Raw genomic sequence first — 16,380 nt, forward strand, 5'->3', positions numbered from 1 at the left:
ATTTCTCCCCCGTCCGCTACTCGCCGTCGTCCGAGGCGGTGACCTCGCCCGACTTGATGTACCGCGCGAGGTTCAGGGACTGGCCGTGCCTCTCGCGGAGCTCCTCCGCCCACAACGTCGTCTGCGTGCCTTCGTGTTTGACCATGCCGGGTGACACACCGATCCGGAAGGAGCCGGGCACCGTCCTGCCGTCGGCGTCGTAGGGCAGGACGTCCAGCGGTGACGGGCCCTCAGCGGCGTACACGGCGCAGTCGGACAGCACGGCCACCGGGTAACGGCCCGTGGCGGCGGCCAGGTTGAGCATCTTGCGGTGCATGTTGACGCGGGCGCGGGAGATGACGACGGCGCGGATGTCGGGGCGCCAGGTCGGGCGGGAGAGGGCCGGCCAGGGTTGTCCGGGCTTCCAGCCGCCGCCGCGGGCCCGTTCCCTGAGCTTGCCGATACCGCCCTTCACGGTGGACTTGATCGCGTCCAGGACCATCGCCGCCTGCGGGTCGCGCCGCCGGCAGTCTTCCATGGCCTTCAGATAGTCGTGCGGCGGCAGCTTCTCGGCGACGCCCAGGTCGTCCATCGTGCTGACGTAGGCGTCGCGCAGGCGCTTGTACCAGCCGTCCAGGTAACGGCCCTTCTCCTCGCGCACCCAGGCCTCCAGGGGTGCCACGTCGTAGCCGAGCTCCACCGCGTAGGCCACCGTCGGGGTCGCGTACCACGCCGGGCCGGTGGGACGCTCGCCCGTCGGGGTGAACGGGCTGGGCAGCAGGTCGCCCCGCAGCTGCCGCCGCTGCTTGCCCACCAGGACGCGGGAGAGGTCGACGTGGGAGAGGTCGACCAGCCAGGCGCCGGGCAGTCCCGGGTCGAAGGCCGGGTCGGTGACGTGCACCGGAGGGGTCGCCAGGCCGACGACCGCGCCGTTCGCGGCCGCCCCGAACGCGAGATTGACGTCGATGCCGACCAGGTGGCGGTGCATGCACTCGGCGTCGGTCAGCTCCCGCGTCCAGTCGTAGGCCTCCTCCAGCAGCATCTCCCCCGGTCCGCGCTGGTGGAAGCGGGGCAGGCCGGCCAGCAGCGGATGCCCGTCCGGGGCCTCGCAGGGCGCACAGTCCATCGGGTGTTCGCCCAGGGACCCGGGCCGGTGTTCCCGGTGCCGCCTGCCCGAGTCGTCCGGCTCACTCGCGCGGGTCGGCGGGTTCAGGGCGGTCATCAGCTCCAGGCCGGTGACCGCGGTCGAGCCGCACGGCGTCAGCACCCGCGCCGCGTAGGTGCCCAGCACGCGGGCCAGTTCCGCCGGCTCCAGCTCCGCGGCCTGTCCCCAGGAACGGGCGTCGAGGGCACCCCAGGAGGGGACACACAGCTGCACACAGTGCCGCTGACCGCCCTGCGCGGGGCGGTAGATCCGCGCCCAGGGTCCGAACCCGCGCCGGGTCAGCCGCCAGTTCGCCTTCTCCAGTTGCTTGCAGACCTTGTGGTCGTCCGGGAGCCGCCCGGACAGGCGCTCCGAGTCCGTCAGCCGGGCGGGAAGGCCGTAGCGCTCCAGTGCCGCGGTGGTGAGCACCAGCAACGGGTCCGTGTCCCTGCCGGAGCCGTGCAGCTTCGCCGAACCGAGCTGTGCCTCCTTCAGCGTCCACTCCACCAGGGCGGGCAGCGACCTGGTCGGCACGTCCATCACCAGACCACCGATGCCGTAGCCGGTCACCCGGCGATCGGCGTCCGCGTCGAGGACCAGCAGGGGGCCGTTCGCGAATCGGGGGGCGTCGTCCGTCCGCACAGGGCCCGCCTGGGCGTTCGGCTTCCGCGTGACCGGGCGCGGCGGCGCCGGCGGCGGACCCGATTCGGCCGGACGGGCGACGGGAACCGTCTGCCTCGGAGGGGTCTTCGTCGTGCCGGCGCGGTCGGGAGGCGGCGGCGACGCCTCCGGCGTCCGAGCGGCCGGACCTGTGGACGCCTCCGGCACGGGCGCCTTCGGAGCGGGGGCGTTCGGGTCGGGGGTGTTCGGAGCGGGGGTGTTCGGGTCGGCTGGATAGAGCTGGGCCAACTGCTTCAGCAGGCGCGCGTACGCGTCACGCTCCGGTGGACGCGGTTCCGTCTTGCCGGCCTCCCAGCCGCCCACCGTCGCCCGCCGGACCCGCAGCGCGGCGGCCACTTCGTCCAGGGTCAGGCCGTGCGCCAGCCGCAGCCGCTTGCGCTCCGCCGGCGGTGGCAGTGGGGAACGGGACGCGACGAGTGCGTCGACCGCGTCGAACAGCTCGGACATGCAGGACCTCCCGTTCGGCAACCGTATCGTGAACCGCACTTTTCGCGTACGGAACACGCACCGTTCGCGTGGAGGTCAGGTGGGGAACTCCTCACGCGCGGACCGGCGCAGGCAGGAGATGACCACGACGAGGGGCCAGAGCGACTGAAGCGTCGTCACCGTGCGCTCGGCCACGCCCGCGACGCCCTGGAGGCGGAGCTCGATCAGGAACCAGGCCGCGCCCACCGCTATCACGGCGGTGGCGCCCAGACACGAGAGGGGACGCAGCGCCCATGGCACGGAGCCGCCCCTCCGGGCGGCCAGGACCGGCCAGACGGCCAGGAGGATGAACCCGGCGGTCGCGACCGAACCGTGGCTCAGGGAGCCGCCGCTGCTCGGTGCCGGGATCACCGCCACCGCGAGCGCCGCGACGCCGCCGGCCGCCAGGGCCACACGTCCGGGAAGCGCGGCCGGGCGCAGACCCCAGGCGGTGAGCAGGTAGCAGGCGCCCACGGCGACGAACGCTCCCGTCATCACCCAGGAGCCCGTGGTTCCGGGGGCCGCCAGGACGCTGATCGTCTGGGCGGCGGGGTCGTAGGCGGCACCTTGCAGGGAGGCCGCCACCAACCAGCCCAGGATCAGGACGGCAGGCGCACAGCTCGACGGCAGCAGGACCCATTTCGTAACAGAACGCACCAGGACACCGTAAAGCGCATCGCCCGTTCCTCTCGTCCCACCCCTGCGGCTCCGGGCGGGTCTCCCGTCGGGTTTCGCGGCACGATGGGTCCGTGCGGCGGCCGTGTACCTCCGGCGCACGGCCCGCGCGGGAAAGGTGATCAGGCATGGAGCTCACTCTGGTGGTGCTGATCATCGTCGTGGGACTGACGTTCGACTTCACCAACGGCTTCCACGACGCGGCGAACGCCATCGCCACCTCGATCTCCACCAGGGCCCTGACGCCGCGCGTGGCGCTGGTGATGGCCGCGGTGATGAACTTCTGCGGCGCCTTTCTGGGGACCGGGGTCGCCGAGACCGTCGGCAGTGGCATCATCGGCGCGCCCGAGGACGACTCGGGCCTGTTGCTGGTCCTCTGCGCGCTCCTCGGGGCCATCGGGTGGAACGTCTTCACCTGGTGGCGCGGGCTGCCCACCTCGTCCTCGCACGCGCTGATCGGCGGGCTGGTCGGTGCCGCGCTCGCCGCCTCCGCCACGGTGCACTGGTCCGGCATCGTGGACAAGGTCGTCCTGCCGATGCTGCTGTCCCCGTTGGTCGGTGTGCTGCTGGGATACGCGCTGCACACGGCCATCCTCTGGGCGTTCCGCCGTGCGAACCCCAAGCGCACCACGCACCGGTTCCGTATGGCGCAGACCGTGTCCGCCGCCGCCATGGGCCTGGGGCACGGGCTTCAGGACGCGCAGAAGACCATGGGGGTCATCGTGCTGGCCCTGGTCACGGCGGGGTGGCAGGACAGCTTCTCCGTCCCCGTGTGGGTGATCGTCGCCGTGGCGGCCGCCATGGCGGCGGGTACCTACACGGGCGGGCGTCGCATCATCACCACCCTCGGCCGGCGCATCGTGCACCTCGATCCGCCTCGCGGGTTCGCCGCCGAGACCGCGGCCGCGACCGTGCTGTACACCACCGCGTTCCTGGTGAAGGCGCCGATCTCCACCACGCAGACCATCACCGCGGCCATTCTGGGCGCCGGCGCCACCCGGCGTGCTTCGGCGGTGCGCTGGCAGGTGGCGCGCTCGATCGTCACCGCCTGGGTCCTGACGTTCTTCGGCGCCGGGATCCCCGCCGCCGCGATCTACCTCGCCCTGCACGCCCTGACCGGAGTGTGACGCCCTCGGGGCCGACCGGCGCAACCGCCCGCTGTGGTGGGCCGCCCTGCTGGGCAGGTGGCCGTCACCAGGCGGCGTGCGGACTCCAGGGCTCACCGCTCGGCGAATGACCGAGGTTCCGGGATGCGCGACTCGTCGCCGGAAGCCTTGCCTGCGTATCATCCTATGGACGTAAATCAGGTGATTTGCCTTCGAGGGTGTTCACCGACGGTGGCCATCCTCGCCGGAGTGATCAATGTCCCGCACGGGCACGACGGACGACGGCGACGAGCTGCTGACCAGGCTCGGGGCCCTGACGGCGCAGGCGCGCGCGCAGGCCGAGATGCAGCGGTCGCGGGTCGAGCTGGCCGTCGCGCTCCAGCGCGGCATGCTCCCGCGGGACCTGCCCGTCGCCGACCGGCTGCACCTGGCCGTCCGGTACACGCCCGCGTGTCAGGGGCTCAACGTCGGCGGCGACTGGTACGACGCCTTCACACTGGGCGACGGCCGTATCGGCCTGTCCATCGGTGACGTCCAGGGACACAACATCGAGGCGGCCGCTTTCATGGGGCAGGTACGGGCCGGGCTGCGGGCCCTGGCCTCCGTCACCGGCGAGCCGGGCGAGGTCCTGGCCCGGACCAACGAGCTGCTGCTCTCCCTGGGCTCCGACCTCTTCGCCACCTGCACGTTCATGCGGCTGGACCCGTGCGCCGGAGTGCTGGAGAGTGCGCGGGCTGGGCATCTGCCCTGTGTGTGGGCCACGGCGGACGGGAAGTCCGGTGTCACCGAGGACGAAGGCGGGCCTCCGCTGGGGATCCAGGCGGGGATGCCGTATCCGGTGACCCGGTACCAGCTCACCACCGGTGGGATGTTCGTGCTGCTCACGGACGGGCTCGTGGAAGGCCCGTCGATGCCGCTCGAGGAGGGCCTGGACCAGGCGGTACGGCTCGCCGGGATCGCGGCGGTGGCGGGAATGGACGTGGACGCGCTCGCGGCGGCCCTGATCAAGGGTGCCGAGCGGGTGGGACACGAGGACGACGCCGCCGTGCTGGTGGTCGGCCTCGACGGGCCGGACACTAGGCCATAGGGCCGCAAGGACCGCGCCGTCACCTCGCCGACGCCCTGGCCTCGGTGTCTGATGACAGCGTGGTGGCTAGCCAGGATCTGCGCACGCCGGTCGTCCTCGCTCTGCAGACGCTGGCCGTCGCCGCCTGCTACTACGTCTCGGGGCAGCTGGGCCTGTTGCGGGAACTGGTCGTGGAGGGCTCGGTCGTCACCCCCATCTGGCCTCCCACCGGCGTATCGGTCGCCTTCCTGCTCCTGCTGGGGCTGGGCTGCTGGCCGGGGATCGCCCTGGGTGCCTTCTTCGTCATCCTGTCCCTCACCTCCCCCACCCCTGCCGCGCTGGGCGTCCTGGCGGGAAACACGGCCGCGCCGGTCGTCGGGTACCTGCTGCTGCGCCGGGCCGGTTTCCGGACCGATCTCGCGCGGCTGCGGGACGGTCTGGCGCTGGTGTTCCTGGGCGCGTTCATCGCCATGCTGATCAGTTCGACCGTGGGGGCGGGCCTGCTGCTGGTCACGGACAAGGTGGAATGGGCGACCTTCTGGGCCGTGTGGCTGGCCTGGTGGGTGGGTGACGCGATGGGCGTGCTGATCGTCACCCCGGTGCTGCTTCTGCTGTCCCGCGTCCGCCTGCCGCTGCGGCTGTCGCGCTGGAAGGAGGCCACGGGCCTGGCACTGATCGCCTGCTGTGTCGTGCCGCTGTCCGCGCACAGCTCGATCAGCGTGCTGTTCCTCGTCTATCCCCTGCTGATCTGGGCGGCCCTGCGCTTCCAGCTGGCCGGCAGCATGCTGTGCGCGCTCTTCGCGTCGGTCCTGGCGACGGTGGCGGCGACGGACCGGGTGGGGCCGTTCGACCGGCTGACCCGGGTTGAGGTGATGATCAAGCTGCAAGCCTTCAACGGGGCGATGGCCCTGACGGCGCTGATCCTGTCGGCGGTGATCACCGAGCAGATCAACACGCGGCGGTCGGTGCAGCACGCGTGCCAGGAACTGGTCGAGGTCCTGGAGCATCTCACCGCGGGCGAGCCGGCGGACGGCCGGGCACCGGTGGAGGAGGGCGGGACGGGGCGGCGGCAGGACGAATAGGGTGGTCGTCATGACCGAGGTGGAGGTGCTGCAACTGCTGGTGTCGCCCGCGCACCGGCTGGCCGGGCGCCCCTCGGACGGGCCCGCGGACGGCCCGTCGGACGAGCGGGTGCCCCTGGTGGAGGTACGCCGCGGCCTGGGGATCGTGGGCGACCGCTACTACGCACGGCCCGCCCACCGGAACGCGGCGGTGACCCTCATGGCGGCGGAGAAGCTCCCCGTGGCCATCGACGGGGCCGCCGATCTCCGGCACACCCGCCGCAACGTCCTGCTCAGGGGCGTCGACATCGACGCGTGCGTCGGCGCGACGATCGCGCTCGACTGCGGCACCGGGCCGGTCGTGTTCGCCGTGAACCGTCCCGCCCGGCCCTGTGCCTGGATGGACGTGACCATCGGCCCCGGCGCACAGCGCGCCCTGCGTGGCGGGGGCGGTGTGCGGTGCACTCCGCTGAGCGACGGGGTGATCAGGCTCGGCCCGGCGACGTTCCGTGTCGTGGCCGGGCCCGGCGACACGGCATGAGCCGCAGCGCCGCGTCGGGAGCGTCAGCCGCCCGCCGGGGCCAGGCGGATCGCGGCGATGTCGAGTTGCAGGCGCACCTTCTCACTCACCATCGCGCCGCCCTCGGCCAGCCTGCTGTTGTAGGTCAGACCCCAGTCGGAACGGTTGATGGTGGTGGTGCCGTCGAAACCGACCCTTTCGTATCCGAAGGGGTCGGTGACATGTCCTATGTAGGTCATATCAAGTACGACAGGACGCGATACGCCTTTGATGGTGAGCTCGCCCGACATGCGAAAGAGGTCGGCGCCCGTGTGTTCCACCGCGGTACTGGTGAAGCGCATACGCGGATAAGTCGCGGCGTCGAGGAAGTCACGGCCGACCAGATGCGCGTCGCGTTGTTCCACCCCGGTGTCGACGCTGGAGGTGAACAGCGTGATGTCGGCCCGTGACCGAGCGGGGTCGTACGCGTCGAAGTAGAGCCTGCTCTCGTACTCCAGGAAACAACCGCGCACGGTGGTCACCATGGCGTGCCGGACGGAGAAGCCGATCCGGCTGTGCGCGGGGTCGACCACCCATTCACCGGTGAGATTCGCCAGGCCGGGGTCGGGCAGCACGGCGGTGGGGGATGCCGCCGCGCCGGCGGGGCGCTGTGGGGGGACGGTCGATGCCTGCCGACGGGACGGCACGACGCGGTTGAACAGGTTCATGATTCACCTAGGTACTTGAGTTTGCTTATCGCCGCAAGTCCCTTCAGCGTTCACGGGTGTTGAAGAGGAGCACATCGGCCCGTCCCGCCGCCGCTTTACACAGAATCCACACACCGCTGTCGCGACGCACCGACGAAATGCCCATCCAAAACGCCATGGTTTTTCATCTCGGGCATTTTGACTATTCGGCCGTCTTCACCTCGATCGCGAGGTCGTTGTCGACCGTGTAGTAAGGGCGCACCACCGATGCGGCCGCCGTCATTGCCGGATAGACGAACACGTGCTTGCGGTCCGCCACGTCGTCGAGCAGCCGGGCGATCCTGATCGGTGACGCGTCGGCGGCGGGCCGGACGAAGGCGTCCCAGATCCCGCCGGGCCCGCCACCGATGATCGTCAGGTCGTCGTGGCCGGCGACGAAGGAGAAGCCCCTGCCGTCGTCGTCGATCCGGGGGCGGAGATTGCGCATGGTGTCGCCGCCGCGCAGGCGCAGCCGTACGGTGGCGTCCTCCTGGAGGACGGCACCGTGCAGGCGGGCCGTGACCGTGATGGCCCGGTCCGTGACGTCGATGGTGCGGGCCTCCGCGTGGGTGGTGCGCCGCCAGGCCCGGAGCGCGAGGAAGCCGTCCTTCGTGACGTACGGGATTCTGACGGTGACCGGAGAGGGCCGGTCGCGCAGGTGCCCGTCGACGAGCGCGCGCAGGTCTCTGAGGCCGGGGCGCAGTCGCTGCCGCTCGGCTCCCGCCTCCGGCAGCAGGTACAGGTCCCAGCGGCCTTCGTCGAGGGCCGGGTGCGCTTCCAGTACGGCGCACAGGGGGCCGTCGGGGTGGCCGGGCTCCAGGTCGAGGAGGTGCTTGGTGGTCTCGGGGCGGCCCTTCTTGGGGCGCAGCCGCAGCAGCAGCTGGGGTCGGCTCCCGGTGGCCGCGGGGAGGCGGAAGGTGATGCGGCCGTCGGCGTCGGTCGCGCAGTCGGTGCGCAGGCGGGTGTCGTGCTGGGTGGTCATCGTCGTCCCTTCCGGATCGCGCGCAGGGCGCCGGCGGCCGCGGCGTGGGCGGCGTCGCGGGCGGCGTGGCCGCGGCCGGTCAGTGCGCTGTGGGTGCGGTGGTCCTGCTCGGCGCTGGTGCGGCCCGTGCTTCTGGCCGTGACGGCCCGCTCCAGGATGCGTTCGGCCTGTGCGACGACGGGGCCGGGGGCGAAGCGGCGCGCGTTCTCCAGGGCGGTGCGTCCCATGCGGCGACGGCGTTCGTCGTCGCCGACGAGTTCCAGCAGGGCCGCGGCGAGGGCGTCACGGTCTCCGACCGGTACCAGCCGGCCGTCGGCTCCGTCCTGGATGATCTCGCCGGGGCCGTAGGGGCAGTCGGTGCTGACGACGGGCAGTCCGCAGCGCATCGCCTCGACGATGGTCATGCCGAACGGCTCGAAGTTCGACGTGGCCGCACCGATCGAGGCCTTGGCCCACTCGGCCTCCATCGGGGTGGCGGCCCCCATCAGGAACACGTTGTTCCACAGACCGAGTCGTTCGATGAGCTGCCGCAGCGCGGGCTGCTCCTCGCCCTTGCCGTAGATGCGCAGCTGCCAGTCCGGGAAGGCGGCGGCGACCTGGGCGAACGCCTCGATGAGCAGGTCGTAGCGCTTCACCGGGACCAGCCGGCCGGCGGCGATCACGATCTTGGCGGAGCCGTCCGCGGGCGGCAGCGCGGGGTCGGGGACGCTGTTCGGGAGGGCTTCCACATGGACGCCGGGCAGCCACATCTTGCGCCGGTAGGCGGCTGCGTCCGCTTCCGTGACGGTGGTGATCACGTCGAGGTGGCGGTAGGCGCGGCGCAGCACGGTGCGCAGCCGGGGCGAGTGGTTGTCGAGGGTGAGGTGCTCCTGACCGACGCGTATGACGTGCCGCGGGGCCTGGCGCGCTATGTGCACGTTGAGGCCCGGGCGGGTGCCGATGACGACCTCCGTGTCGAGGGCCTCCAGGCACTCGCCGATCCGCTGGTCGGTCAGCTCGCTGTACTGGTGGTGGCGGTACTCGGCGGCGGGGAAGACCTTCGCCGGTCTCTGGTGCAGCGGATGGTCCGCTTCCTTGCGCAGGTCCACCAGCGCGCGCAGCCGCACCCGCGGGTCCAGGGCGAGGTTCGGGTGTTCCCGGTGGCGTAACGCGGAGACGATCTCCACGTCGTGCCGCTCGGCCAGCGCCCCGGCCAGGTTGAACGTGGTGGTGATCGTGCCTCCGATTCCGTAGGCGTTGTGGATGAGGAAAGAGATCTTCATGGTGGCCTAGACCGTGTCAACGACCTGAACGTTGTTCGTCGTTACCACTCTGTGGCCGTGGTTCGGCCGTGGTCTGCCGGGTGGGCTGGTTCGGCCGATTTCACGATGATCTAGGACATACGTGTTCTGGGCCATACCGGTTCGCCGCCCTTGTGTGGATAGCTTGAGGTGTTTGCCCGCAGCAGTGCCGCGTCATCGGGTGCCCGCTCGTTTTGATCTTCAGGAGACCCATGCGCCCCCGAACCGCCTTCGCCCCCTCGCGCATCACCTCCCTCCCGCCCCTGGCCCTGGCCGGCGGCGCGCTGGCCGTGGGCGTCGGCGGTCTGTACCTCACCGGTCTGATGCTCACGGGTGGGGAGATCGACTCCGGCACGACGGTGCGCGGGGTGGAGATCGGCGGCCTGAGCCGAGCGGAGGCGGTGCGGAAACTGGAGCACGACCTGGGCCCCGTCGGCACGCGGGACCTGCCCGTGACGGTCGGTGACCGCACGGGCACGGTCGATCCGCGGCGCGCCGGGCTCTCCTACGACCTCCGGGAGACCGTCGACCGGGCGGCGCGCACCGGCGCCGATCCGATCGGCGTGTTCGGTGGCCTCTTCCGCTCGGGCGGCGAGATCGAACCGGTCGTACGCGTCGACGAGGGCGAGACCCGGGCCGCCCTCGGGCAGCTGGCGAAGAAGCTCGACCAGAAGGTCCGCGACGGTGCGGTCTCCTTCGAGGACGGGCGCGTCGACCAAGTGGCACCACGCACGGGGTACGCCCTGGACGTGGAGCGCGCGGTCGGCCCCCTGCGTGCCTCGTTCCTGCGCGGTGACGCCGACGCGGTGACGGCCCTGCCCGCCCGGGAGACCCGGCCGAAGGTCACGGCCGACGAGGTACGGCGGGCGGTGCGCACTTTCGCGGAGCCGGCCATGTCGGCGCCCGTCACGCTCAGCGCCGACGGCGAGCGGTTCACGGTCGGGCAGCAGGTACTGGGGGAGCACCTGGCCATGCGGCCCGACGGCAGCGGCACCCTGAGACCGGAGCTCGACGCGAAGGGTCTGCGCGACGACCCCGCCGTGGCCGGGCCCCTGAACGACGTCACCACCGCCGCCGAGAACGCCAGGCTGCGGCCGGACGGCGACAAGGTCGTGGTCGCCGAGGACGCCACGCCCGGCCGGGAGGTCACCGACAAGGCGCTGGGCAAGGCCGTGCTGCCGCTGCTCACCAGGTCGGGCGACGCCCGCGACGGCGAGGTGGAGGTGCGCCGGATCCAGCCCGAGGTGACCCGGGAGAACGCCGCGGCACTGGGGCTGACCGAGACGATGTCCTCCTTCACCGTCCACTTCGAACCGGCCGAGTACCGCACCAAGAACATCGGCCGGGCCGTGGAACTCATCAACGGCTCGGTCGTCAGGCCGGACGAGACCTGGAGCTTCAACCGGACCGTCGGGGAGCGCACCGAGGCCAACGGTTTCGTCGAGGGTGTCATCATCCTCGACGACAAGTTCACGAAGGCGTCCGGCGGCGGCGTCTCGTCCGTGGCGACGACCGTGTACAACGCGCTGTTCTTCGCCGGGGTCGAGCCCGTGGAACACGGCGCGCACTCCTTCTACATCGAGCGCTACCCGGAGGGCCGCGAGGCGACGGTCGCCTGGGGCAGCCTGGATTTGCGGTTCACCAACGACTCCGGCAAGGCGATCTACATCCAGGCCGAGTCCACGGACACCTCCGTGACCGTCTCCTTCCTCGGCACCAGGAGGTACGACGAGATCAAGTCGGTCAAGGGGCCGCGCACCGAGGTGAAGGAGCCCGAGAGGAAGGTGAGCCACGACAAGGGGTGCGTGCCGCAGACGCCGCTCGAAGGGTTCGACGTCACCGTGGAGCGGGTCTTCTACGACGACGGCCGGGAAGTGAGGCGGGAGCCGTACCGCACCCACTACACGCCGCGTGACGAGATCGTCTGCGAGTGACCCCCACCCGCTGTTCGCCCACCCACGCAACTCTCCTGTTCCGAACCGGGCGTTGACCCTCCCGCTGGGCACCAGCACAATGAGCGCGCATCGTTGAGAGCGCTCTCAAGGGGAGATCCATGGCTGGCAGACAAGGCCCGGCACTCAGCCGGCGTTCGCTCATCGGGGCCGGGCTCGGTGCGGCCGGGATCGCCGCGGCCGGCTCCGGACAGGCCCTCGCGGCCGGTCCGGCCGGTGCCCGTCCGGCAGCGGCCCCGGCCCGGGCGCGAGCCTTCCTCGCCGCCGCCATGGACGCCTACCCCGGCCACGGCCGTATCCGCCTGACCCAGAGCTACACCGACCAGGCCGGACTGTTCAGCACGGCGTTCACCTACGACAACGCCCTGGCGATCCTGGCCCACCTCGCGGCCCGCACCGCGGACGGCCTCACCCGGGCCGAGGTGCTGGGCGACGCCCTGCTCCACGCCCAGAGCCACGACCCGGTGTACGACGACGGCAGACTCCGGCAGGCCTACAACGTCGGCCCGTACACGTTCTACGACGGTTCGCGGCAGCCCGACGGCTTCGTACGGCCGGACGGCACCGCCAACGTCGGTACGCAGTTCGGCTTCACGGGCACCGCGGTGGGCGACATGGCCTGGGCCGGCATCGCGTTGAGCGCGCTCGCCCGCCGCACCGGGGCGGGCCGGTTCCTCATGGGTGCCGTGCGGATCGGCGAGTGGATCGAGCGGACCGGCCGGACGGACGAACCCCTGGGCGGCTACAAGTTCGGAGTCGACGGGGCGGACCAGAAGCTGCCGTTCACCTCGACCGAGCACAACACCGACCTGGTCTGCCTCTTCGGGCGGCTCGCCCGGCTCACCGGGGACCGGGTGTGGCTGGAACGGCGTGGGCGGGCCGAGGCGTTCGTGCGGAGGATGTGGGAGCCGTCGGGGGGCTTCTTCTACACCGGCACCAACGACGGGGTGACCGTCAACAAGTCCCCGATTCCGGAGGACACCCAGACCTGGACCCATCTCGCGTTCGGCTCCCGCACCGGTCGCCACGCCCGTTCACTGGACTGGGCCGTGACCGAGCTGGCCGTCCTGGACCACTCCGGCCGCACGAACAGCACGGTGCCCGCGGGGCAGTCGTACGAGGGGGTCACGTTCAGTTCGGCGAGCCTCCTCGCGAACGAGGACGTTCCGATCGCCGAGGGGCAGCCCAAGCCGGACCGCTACGGCGTGTGGTTCGAGGGGACGGCTCATCTCGCGCTCGCCCTGCGGGACCGCGGAGCGCGTGGTGACGCGGCACGGGCCCGGCGTCTGCTCGCCTCGGTCGAACGGGCCCAGGACCTGCTGGGCGGGGGCCAGACCGTCGGCGGCAAGGCGCTTCCCGAGGGCTGCGGGGTGGTGTCGGCGAGCAGTCCGCTGGATACGGGGTTCGGCTTCGGCTACTACCCGTACCGGCACACGGGTGCGACCGCCTGGTACCTGATGGCGGCGGCGCGCTTCAACCCGCTGAGGGCCTGACAGGGCGGCCCGGCCCGCCGTCGCGCGCAGCGGACCGGGCGGGTTTCTCAGGCGACGCGGTGGACGGCTTGGGTCGTCAGCTCGTAACGGGCGCCGACGATCGCCAGGCGGCCGTCGGCGACCCGGGCGGCGAGCTCGGGTTCCGCGGCCAGCCGTGAGCGTACGAGGCGGACGTTGGCGCTCACCGTCGCGTCGATCCGCGCGTCCCCTTCGACACCGTGGTCTATGGCCGGGCCTATCTGGTCGACGAGGTACTGCATGTGGGCGGGCAGGCGTTCCCCGGACTGCTCGGCCTGCACGGCCGCACGGACCGCGCCGCACGACTGGTGGCCGAGTACGACGACCAGGGGTATGGCGAGTTCCAGAACGCCGTAGGCGACGCTGCCGAGGACGGCCTCGTCCAGGACCTCGCCGGCGGTGCGGACGGTCATCAGGTCCCCGAGCCCCTGGTCGAAGACCAGTTCCGGGGGCACGCGCGAGTCGATGCAGCCGAGCACGACGGCGAAGGGATGCTGGGCGGTGGCCAGCGTCCGCCGTAGGGCGGGATTTTCGTGCGGGTGGCGTTCGCGGTGGGCGCGCCAGCGGCGGTTGCCCGCCGCCAGTTCCCCGAGGGCCTCGTCCGGAGTGCCGGGCCTCGGGGGTGTGCCCGGTGTGGAGGTCGTGGCGGTGGCCTGCGGGGCGGCTGCGAGGCCGGCGCCGAGGGCGGCGGCCCCGGTCAGCGCGGTGCGCAGGAGGGTGCGGCGGACTGCGCCGCCCGGGGTCGGCCGTGAACCGGCGAAGGGGTGCGGTTCAGGGCCGCCGCCTCTGTGGGAGGTGGTGTGTGAGTTCACGACCAGAACGTATGCCCGAGTCCGGGAACGGCCGGGTTCCTTGCCGTTTCATGGTGAGAGTTGGGTGAGTGATGTTCTTGCCTTGAACGGCCTTTGACGGTGCCTCAGCGCGCACGCGGGACGCCCCGGGCGGTGGCCCGGGGCGTCCTGTCAGGCGGAGTCGATCAGACCAGGTCGAACCGGTCCAGGTTCATGACCTTGACCCACGCGGCGACGAAGTCGTTCACGAACTTCTCCTTCGCGTCGTCGCTCGCGTAGACCTCGGCGAGCGCCCGCAGCTCGGAGTTCGAGCCGAAGACCAGGTCGGCGCGGGAGCCGGCCCACTTGACCTCGCCGGTGGCGGCGTCGCGGCCCTCGAACGTGGTCTGGTCCTCGGAGGTGGCCTTCCACGTCGTGCCCAGGTCGAGCAGGTTGACGAAGAAGTCGTTCGTCAGCGAACCGGGCGTCTTGGTGAAGGCACCGAGCTGGGACTGCTGGTAGTTGGCGCCCAGGACACGCAGGCCACCGACCAGGACGGTCATCTCGGGGGCGCTCAGGGTGAGCAGGTTCGCCTTGTCGAGCAGCAGGTACTCGGCCGGCAGGCGGTTGCCCTTGCCGAGGTAGTTGCGGAACCCGTCGGCGGTCGGCTGGAGTGCCTCGAAGGACTCGGCGTCGGTGTGCTCCTCCGTCGCGTCCACACGGCCCGCGGCGAAGGGGACCTGCACCTGGAAGCCGGCTTCCTTGGCGGCCTTCTCGACCGCGGCGGTGCCGCCGAGGACGATCAGGTCGGCCAGGGAGACCTTCTTGGCGCCGGTGTTGAACTCCTGCTGGATGCCTTCCAGGACGCGCAGGACCTGGGCCAGCTCGTCGGGCTCGTTGACCTCCCAGCCGCGCTGCGGCTCCAGGCGGATGCGGGCGCCGTTGGCGCCGCCGCGCTTGTCGCTGCCGCGGAAGGTGGACGCCGAGGCCCAGGCGGTGGACACCAGCTGCGAGACGGACAGGCCGGACTCGAGGAGCTTGGTCTTGAGGGTCGCGATGTCCCCGTCGTCGATGGGCTCGCCCTCGGCCTCGGGCAGCGGGTCCTGCCAGATCAGGGTCTCCTCCGGGACCTCCGGGCCGAGGTAGAGGGACTTCGGGCCCATGTCACGGTGGGTCAGCTTGTACCAGGCGCGGGCGAAGGCGTCCGCGAATTCCTCGGGGTTCTCGTAGAACCGGCGGGAGATGGGCTCGTAGATCGGGTCGAAGCGCAGCGACAGGTCCGTGGTGAGCATCTTCGGGCGGTGCTTCTTCGACGGGTCGTGCGCGTCGGGGACGATCTCCGGGGCGTCCTTGGCGACCCACTGGTGGGCGCCGGCCGGGCTCTGCTCGAGCTCGTACTCGAACTCGAAGAGGTTCTTGAAGAACCCGTTGCTCCACTGGGTCGGGGTGGTCGTCCAGGTGACCTCCAGGCCGGAGGTGATGGCGTTCCCGCCCTTGCCGGTGCCGTAGGTGCTCCGCCAGCCCAGGCCCTGCTCCTCCATGGAGGCGGCCTCGGGGTCGGCGCCGACGTTGTCGGCCGGGCCGGCGCCGTGGGTCTTGCCGAAGGTGTGGCCGCCGGCGATCAGCGCGACGGTCTCCTCGTCGTTCATCGCCATGCGGGCGAACGTCTCACGGATGTCGCGGGCCGCGGCGATCGGGTCCGGGTTGCCGTTCGGGCCCTCGGGGTTGACGTAGATGAGGCCCATCTGGACCGCGCCGAGCGGGTTCTCCAGCTCACGGTCGCCGGTGTAGCGCTTGTCGTCGAGCCAGGTGGTCTCGGGGCCCCAGTAGACGTCCTCCTCGGCCTCCCAGACGTCCGCGCGGCCACCGGCGAAGCCGAAGGTCTCGAAGCCCATCTGCTCCAGGGCGACGTTGCCGGTGAGGATCAGCAGGTCGGCCCAGGAGATGGACTGGCCGTACTTCTTCTTCACGGGCCACAGCAGGCGGCGGGCCTTGTCGAGGTTGCCGTTGTCCGGCCAGCTGTTGAGGGGGGCGAAGCGCTGCTGGCCGGCGCCGGCGCCGCCGCGGCCGTCGCTGATGCGGTAGGTGCCCGCGCTGTGCCAGGCCATACGGATCATCAGGGGGCCGTAGTTGCCGAAGTCGGCCGGCCACCAGTCCTGCGAGGTGGTGAGCACCTCGGCGATGTCCTGTTTCACGGCCGCGAGGTCGAGGTTCTTGAACGCCTCGGCGTAGTCGAAGTCCTTGCCGAGCGGGTTGGCCACCTCGGGGTTCTTGGCGAGGATCTTCAGGTTGAGGCGCTCCGGCCACCACTGACGGTTGCCGCCACCCTGGGTCGGGTGCAGGGCGCGGCCGTGCGCTACCGGGCAGCCGCCGCCCGTCTCCTCCGGCTTCGCGTCAGTGACGATCGCGTCGTGGTTCTCGGTCATGGGAATCCTTCCGGACGGGGTGGTTCACGGTGCTCGG

Annotated in this window: 13 protein-coding genes; 6 read left to right on the top strand and 7 right to left on the bottom strand. The window is 71.4% G+C overall.

Annotated features, from left to right (window positions below):
• Window positions 1–16: 16 nt before the first annotated feature.
• A complete protein-coding gene (gene tap, locus ABEA82_RS30125; protein WP_345664858.1) occupies window positions 17–2,251 on the bottom strand; it encodes a telomere-associated protein Tap in 2,235 nt (744 codons plus the stop codon).
• Between the two features lie 75 nt (window positions 2,252–2,326).
• On the bottom strand, window positions 2,327–2,926 hold the full coding sequence (locus ABEA82_RS30130; RefSeq protein ID WP_345664859.1) for a DUF998 domain-containing protein: 600 nt from the start codon (window positions 2,924–2,926) through the stop codon (window positions 2,327–2,329).
• Between the two features lie 146 nt (window positions 2,927–3,072).
• On the opposite strand from ABEA82_RS30130, the gene ABEA82_RS30135 reads away from it, so the two are divergent.
• The 4 genes from ABEA82_RS30135 to ABEA82_RS30150 all read left to right on the top strand — a co-directional run bounded on the left by ABEA82_RS30135 (window position 3,073) and on the right by ABEA82_RS30150 (window position 6,718).
• Window positions 3,073–4,071 (top strand): inorganic phosphate transporter, encoded by a 999-nt coding sequence (locus ABEA82_RS30135; RefSeq protein WP_345664860.1) that lies wholly within the window; start codon window positions 3,073–3,075, stop codon window positions 4,069–4,071.
• A 235-nt stretch (window positions 4,072–4,306) separates the two neighbouring features.
• Complete coding sequence (locus tag ABEA82_RS30140; RefSeq protein ID WP_345664861.1) at window positions 4,307–5,137, top strand: PP2C family protein-serine/threonine phosphatase; 831 nt, start codon at window positions 4,307–4,309, stop codon at window positions 5,135–5,137.
• Between the two features lie 59 nt (window positions 5,138–5,196).
• Window positions 5,197–6,198 carry an MASE1 domain-containing protein gene (locus ABEA82_RS30145; RefSeq protein WP_345664862.1) on the top strand — a complete coding sequence of 334 codons (1,002 nt, stop codon included), beginning with the start codon at window positions 5,197–5,199 and terminating at the stop codon, window positions 6,196–6,198.
• A 10-nt stretch (window positions 6,199–6,208) separates the two neighbouring features.
• Window positions 6,209–6,718, top strand: coding sequence for a molybdenum cofactor biosysynthesis protein (locus ABEA82_RS30150; RefSeq protein WP_345664863.1), 510 nt, complete (start codon window positions 6,209–6,211; stop codon window positions 6,716–6,718).
• A gap of 23 nt (window positions 6,719–6,741) precedes the next feature.
• Here ABEA82_RS30150 and ABEA82_RS30155 read toward each other — a convergent pair whose 3' ends face one another.
• The 3 genes from ABEA82_RS30155 to ABEA82_RS30165 all read right to left on the bottom strand — a co-directional run bounded on the left by ABEA82_RS30155 (window position 6,742) and on the right by ABEA82_RS30165 (window position 9,666).
• A complete protein-coding gene (locus tag ABEA82_RS30155; RefSeq protein ID WP_345664864.1) occupies window positions 6,742–7,404 on the bottom strand; it encodes a YceI family protein in 663 nt (220 codons plus the stop codon).
• 181 nt (window positions 7,405–7,585) lie between these two features.
• The gene (locus tag ABEA82_RS30160; RefSeq protein ID WP_345664865.1) at window positions 7,586–8,404 is read right to left on the bottom strand and encodes a transferase; all 819 of its coding nucleotides are present in this window, start codon (window positions 8,402–8,404) and stop codon (window positions 7,586–7,588) included.
• The gene (locus tag ABEA82_RS30165) at window positions 8,401–9,666 is read right to left on the bottom strand and encodes a glycosyltransferase family 4 protein (protein WP_345664866.1); all 1,266 of its coding nucleotides are present in this window, start codon (window positions 9,664–9,666) and stop codon (window positions 8,401–8,403) included. Before ABEA82_RS30165 ends, ABEA82_RS30160 begins: the two co-directional genes overlap by 4 nt.
• Window positions 9,667–9,896: 230 nt before the next feature.
• Here ABEA82_RS30165 and ABEA82_RS30170 point away from each other — a divergent pair, with 230 nt between their 5' ends.
• Window positions 9,897–11,618, top strand: a complete 1,722-nt coding sequence (locus ABEA82_RS30170) for a VanW family protein (RefSeq protein ID WP_345664867.1) — start codon at window positions 9,897–9,899, stop codon at window positions 11,616–11,618.
• A gap of 119 nt (window positions 11,619–11,737) precedes the next feature.
• Window positions 11,738–13,129, top strand: a complete 1,392-nt coding sequence (locus tag ABEA82_RS30175; RefSeq protein WP_345664868.1) for a Tat pathway signal sequence domain protein — start codon at window positions 11,738–11,740, stop codon at window positions 13,127–13,129.
• 47 nt (window positions 13,130–13,176) lie between these two features.
• Here ABEA82_RS30175 and ABEA82_RS30180 read toward each other — a convergent pair whose 3' ends face one another.
• Together ABEA82_RS30180 and katG are read right to left on the bottom strand one after the other, a co-directional pair.
• Window positions 13,177–13,959, bottom strand: coding sequence for a carbonic anhydrase (locus tag ABEA82_RS30180; protein ID WP_345664869.1), 783 nt, complete (start codon window positions 13,957–13,959; stop codon window positions 13,177–13,179).
• A 164-nt stretch (window positions 13,960–14,123) separates the two neighbouring features.
• Window positions 14,124–16,343, bottom strand: a complete 2,220-nt coding sequence (katG, locus tag ABEA82_RS30185) for a catalase/peroxidase HPI (RefSeq protein WP_345664870.1) — start codon at window positions 16,341–16,343, stop codon at window positions 14,124–14,126.
• Window positions 16,344–16,380 lie beyond the last annotated feature (37 nt).

The sequence above is a fragment of the Streptomyces venetus genome, assembly GCF_039540295.1.
GTDB lineage: Bacteria > Actinomycetota > Actinomycetes > Streptomycetales > Streptomycetaceae > Streptomyces > Streptomyces venetus.